The organism is Streptomyces sp. SM11 (assembly GCF_002910905.1).
In the GTDB taxonomy this organism is placed as follows: Bacteria; Actinomycetota; Actinomycetes; order Streptomycetales; family Streptomycetaceae; genus Streptomyces.
In genome coordinates, this window is sequence record NZ_NEUE01000103.1 from 1 (window position 1) to 4,637 (window position 4,637).

Below are 4,637 nucleotides of genomic sequence, written 5' to 3' on the forward strand. Positions count from 1 at the left end.
CCCCCGCCGCCCCGCCGGCCGTCGTCAGCACCCGCACGTCCACCACCGCGACGAGCCCCGCCCCCAGCGCCAGGGCCACCGCGTTGGGCGCCGTCATCAGCGAGCCCGCCGTCGCAGCCGTCCGCCCCAGCACCACGTCCGGCGTCTCCCGCTGCACCGCCGTCATCGCCGCGATCAGCACGCACGGCAGGCCGAACCCGATCGCCGCGCTCGCCGCCAGGGCCACCCCGTCCAGCGGCAGTGTCCGCGCGCCCACCGCCAGCGCGAACAGCGCCATCCCGCCCGCCGCGAACACCCGCTCGGGCAGCCGACGCAGCAGCGGCCCCACCAGCAGCCCCACCGTCACGGAACCGGCGCCCTGCACCGCGTACAGCACCCCCGCGTACGCCGGCGTCCGGCCGAGCACCTCGTCGACGTACGCGAACGTCACGGCCCCGTTCACCCCCGCCAGCAGCATCGTCGCCGCCCCCGCCACCACCAGCGGGCGCAGCACGGCCGACGCGCGAATCCGCCGCAGCCCGGCGGCGAGTTCAACGCGCCAGGACCCCGCCGGGGCCAGGGCCCGGGGAGCTTCCCGTACCGGCAGCCGGGCGACGACCAGGGCGGCCAGGGCGCACGTCGCCGCGTCCAGCAGCGCCACCGCCGGGCCGCCGAACCGCGCGTACAGCCCCGCGCCCGCCAGCGGGGCGACCAGCTTCATGCCCTCGTTGGCCGTCATCCGCAGCCCGTTGAAGTCCGCCAGCAGCGAGGCGTCCACGGTCCCCGCGACGAGCGCCGACTCCGCCGCGTCGAGCAGGACGCCGCCCGCCCCGTAGAGCACCAGCACCACGAAGACCAGCCAGACCGTGCGGGCCGAGTCCACCAGCACCAGCGTGGCCAGCAGACAGGCCATCGCCAGATTGACCCGGACGAGCAGCGCCTTCCTGGGCAGCCGGTCCGCGAGCGCGCCGAGCGCGGGGCCAGCCAGCACCGGGGCCCACATCGCGCACACCGTCAGCGCCGCCAAACTGTTCGAACCGGTCAGCGACCTGACCCAGATCCCCGCCGTGAGCCACATCGCCGACGTACCGAACCCGGAGACGACCACCCCCGCCAGACAACGCCCCGCCGTCCGGTCCCGCAGGACCCGCACCACCGCCGAACCGCCCACGCCGTCCCTCCCACTGCGCCTCGTGCCCCGCACCTGCCCGTGCGGCTCATGCTGCGGAGTAAGGCGGGGCGGTGGCATCGGGCGGATGCCCTAAGGCCTGTCGCCGGGAAGGTGCACCGGGGCGCGGCCGGGCCGGGCCGGCCCGCACGAAGGAGCTCACCGGGGCAGAAGTCGTCGCGTTCCCGGATGCGGCGGCCGGCCGGATGCGAGAGCTCGGCCTCGCCGAGTTCCAACGGGCCCAGGAGGACGGCCGCTGAGGCCGCGCGTACGCATCGCGAGCGACAGCTGCTGTCCCGGACGGCCTCGCCGCGGCGCTCGCCGCGGACCCGGCGGCGCGTGCCACGCTCGACGGGCTCGTCCGAACCGCCCGCTACCTGGTGATGCTTCCGCTGCTCCGGGCCGGGACACCGGATACACGGCAGACGCGGCTGGAGCGGGCGGTACGGGACCTGGCGGAGGGGCGGCAGGCGGGAGGAGGACGATCGTCCCGGTGGAACTCCCGGACCGCCGGCGCTGTGCCCCGGCCGCTCGGCCGGCCCCCGGCATCACCGCTAGCTCGGCTGGCCCCGGGCATCACCGCTCGCTCCAGCGGCCCCGGCTCACCGCTCCAGCGCCGCCTTCATCATCTTCTGCGCGATCGGCGAGGCCAGCCCGTTGCCGCTGACCTCGGAGCGCGCCGCGCCGGAGTCCTCGACGATCACCGCAACCGCGACCTCCTTGCCGCTGTCGCGGTCCTTCGCGTACGAGGTGAACCAGGCGTACGGGGTGTTGCTGTTGTCCACGCCGTTCTGCGCGGTGCCCGTCTTCCCGCCCACCTCGGCCCCGGGGATGCGGGCGTTGGCGCCGGTGCCCTCCTCGACGACCGTCACCATCGCGCTCCGCAACTGCTCGGCGGTCGACTCCTCCACCACACGCTTCGTGTCGCCGTCGGCGGTCTCCTCCAGCGTCGTGCCGTCCCCGTCGGTCACCCGGGAGACCATGTGCGGCGCGGCCAGCTCACCGCCGTTGGCGAGGGCCGAGGTGACCATCGCCATCTGGAGCGGGGTCGCGGTGACCTCGAACTGGCCGATCCCGGTCAGGGCCGTCTGCGCCTTGTCCATACCGGTCGGGTACACGCTCTTCGCCGCCCGCACCGGGACATCCAGCTTCTCGGTGTCGAACCCGAACGCGTCCGCCATCTCCTTGACCTCGTCCTGGCCGAGGTCGGCCGCGGCCTTCGCGAAGACGTTGTTGCAGGAGTACTGGAGCGCGGTGCGCAGGGTCGCGTTCTCGCAGGGGGCGGACGCGTTCTCGTTGTGGAGCACGGTGCTGGTGCCGGGCAGGGTGTACGGGTCGGGGCTGTCGGTGCGCTCGTCGACCGAGCCGTACAGCCCGTTCTCCAGCGCGGCCGCCGCGACCACCAGCTTGAACGTGGAACCCGGCGGCAGCGGCTGCCGCAGCGCCCGGTTGACCAGCGGTTTGTCCGGGTCGTCCAGCAGGGACTGCCAGGCGTCGCCGTCCGACGTCCCGCTGATCTTCGACGGGTCGTACGAGGGGGTGGAGACCATGCCGAGAATCCGGCCGGACTTCGGGTCGATGGCCACCGCCGCGCCCTTGTCGTCGCCGAGCGCCTCGTGGGCGGCCTTCTGGACGTCCGGGTCGATGGTCGTCAGGACGTTGCCCGGGGCGGCCCGCCCGCCGGCGATCAGGTCCTTCGGGTTCTTCAGCCGGTCGTCCGTGCCGTCCAGGACACCGCTGTGGATGCCTTCGAGCTGGGTCGCCCCGTACGCCTGCGAGCTGTAGCCGGTGACGGGCGCGTACAGCTCGCCCCGGGTGTACGTGCGCTTGTACCGGAGGTCGCCGCCACTGGTCCCCTTCGATCCGGTGACCGGCGAACCGGCCACGATGATGTCCCCGAGCGGCTGCGCGTACCGCGCGATGGTGTTCCGCCGGTTGTGCTCGTCGTCTGCGAGCGCCTTGGCCTCGTAGCCCTGCACCCACGTCGCCCGCACCAGCAGGGCGAGCACCATGAGCAGACAGAAGACTGATGCGCGCCTGATTGTCTTGTTCATCCCGCTGGAGGGACGAACGGGGCGGCTCGGGCCGTTCCCGCCCGTACTTCTTCTCACCGATTTCTCACGCGGCCCACGCCGCTGTGACGGTCAGCCCGGGGTGATGAATCCGGACTCGTACGCAGCGATGACCGCCTGGGTGCGGTCCCGGGCGCCGGTCTTCGCGAGGATCGCCGCCACATGCGTCTTCGCCGTCGCCGCGCCCACCGCGAGCCGCTTCGCGATCTCCGCGTTGGTCAGCCCTGCCGCCATCAGCCGCAGTACGTCCGCTTCCCGCCCGGTCAGCCGCGCCACCCACGCCGGAGCCCCGGCCGTCCGCCGCGCGGTGTGCTCGGCGGCCAGTGTGCGCACCGCCGCCGGATAGAGGAGCGAGTCGCCGCACGCCATCAGGCGCACCGCCTGCACGAGCTCCTCGGCCGCCGCCCGCTTCAGCAGGAACCCGGCCGCCCCGGCGTGCAGGGCCTCGTACACGTACGCGTCGTTCTCGAAGGTCGTCACGACGACGATCCTCGGCGGGGCCTCCAGCGTGGCGAGGATCTGCTCCGTGGCCCGGATGCCGTCGATCTCCGGCATCCGCACGTCCATCAGCACCACGTCGGTCCGCAGCTCCCGCACCACGGAGACGGCCTCCGCGCCGGTGGCGGCCTCCCCGACGACCTCGATGCCTTCCTCGGCGTCCAGGATCACGCGCAGAGCCGTACGCACCATCCGCTCGTCGTCCGCCAGCACCACCCGAACCGGAGCTCCGCTCATCGCCGCTCCTCCGTCCGCCCGGCCGTACCCGGAGCCTTCCCCGGCGCCTTCCCCGGCTTTGTCAGCGGCAGCCGGGCGGTCAGCCGCCAGACGCCATCGTACGGTCCCGCTTCGGTCCGGCCGCCCAGCAGGACGGCCCGCTCCGCGATGCCGCGCAGCCCGCGACCACCCCCGGGACGTGCCACGGCGGGCCGCCCGCCCAACGGATTCTCCATCACGATCTCCAGCTCCCTCTCCCGTACCGCGATCATCAGCCGCACGGGGGACGGGTCGCCCCCGCCGTGCCGCGACGCGTTGCTCAGCCCCTCCTGGACGATCCGGTACGCCTCCCGCGAGACCGTCGGGTCCACGCGGTCCGGGTCACCCGGATCGCCCTCCCGCTCGTACGCCACCGGCACCCCGTTGTGCGCCAGCAGCCCGTCGAGCGCGTCCAGCCCCGGCCCGTGAGCCGCATCCCCGGCCTCGTCCGGCTCCCCGTCCTGCCGCAGCAGCCCCAGCACCGAGTCCAGCTCGCCGACCGTCCGCCGCGTCGTCTCCTCGATGGCGGTCAGCGCCTCGCGGACGAACTCAGGATCGCGGTCCAGGACCCGGCGCGCCGCCCCCGCCTGAAGGGTCACGGCACTCAGCGCGTGGCCCACCGAGTCGTGCAGCTCCCGGGCGAGCCGGTTGCGTACCGCCAGATC

Annotated in this window: 4 protein-coding genes and 1 pseudogene; 1 reads left to right on the forward strand and 4 read right to left on the reverse strand. The window is 73.9% G+C overall.

Annotated features, from left to right (window positions below):
• Positions 1-1,150: MFS transporter (locus B9S58_RS06825; RefSeq protein ID WP_258044207.1), on the reverse strand; the 1,150-nt coding region annotated here is incomplete at its 3' end.
• A gap of 296 nt (positions 1,151-1,446) precedes the next feature.
• On the opposite strand from B9S58_RS06825, the pseudogene B9S58_RS38785 reads away from it, so the two are divergent.
• A pseudogene (locus tag B9S58_RS38785) lies at positions 1,447-1,599 on the forward strand (YdeI/OmpD-associated family protein); the annotation flags it as partial.
• A 150-nt stretch (positions 1,600-1,749) separates the two neighbouring features.
• Here the strand turns inward: B9S58_RS38785 and B9S58_RS06835 are convergent.
• The 3 genes from B9S58_RS06835 to B9S58_RS38790 form a co-directional block, all read right to left on the reverse strand.
• Positions 1,750-3,201 (reverse strand): penicillin-binding protein 2, encoded by a 1,452-nt coding sequence (locus tag B9S58_RS06835; protein WP_103531222.1) that lies wholly within the window; start codon positions 3,199-3,201, stop codon positions 1,750-1,752.
• Between the two features lie 90 nt (positions 3,202-3,291).
• Positions 3,292-3,954 (reverse strand): response regulator transcription factor, encoded by a 663-nt coding sequence (locus B9S58_RS06840; RefSeq protein ID WP_103531223.1) that lies wholly within the window; start codon positions 3,952-3,954, stop codon positions 3,292-3,294.
• On the reverse strand, positions 3,951-4,637 hold a 687-nt coding region (locus B9S58_RS38790; protein ID WP_258044208.1), incomplete at its 5' end, for a sensor histidine kinase. The genes B9S58_RS38790 and B9S58_RS06840, both read right to left, overlap by 4 nt.

Bases quoted from the DNA above. Each gene is read 5' to 3' on its own strand.
- B9S58_RS06835 (WP_103531222.1), bottom strand. From the start codon at position 3,201: ATGAACAAGACAATCAGGCGCGCATCAGTCTTCTGTCTGCTCATGGTG.
- B9S58_RS06840 (WP_103531223.1), bottom strand. From the start codon at position 3,954: ATGAGCGGAGCTCCGGTTCGGGTGGTGCTGGCGGACGACGAGCGGATG.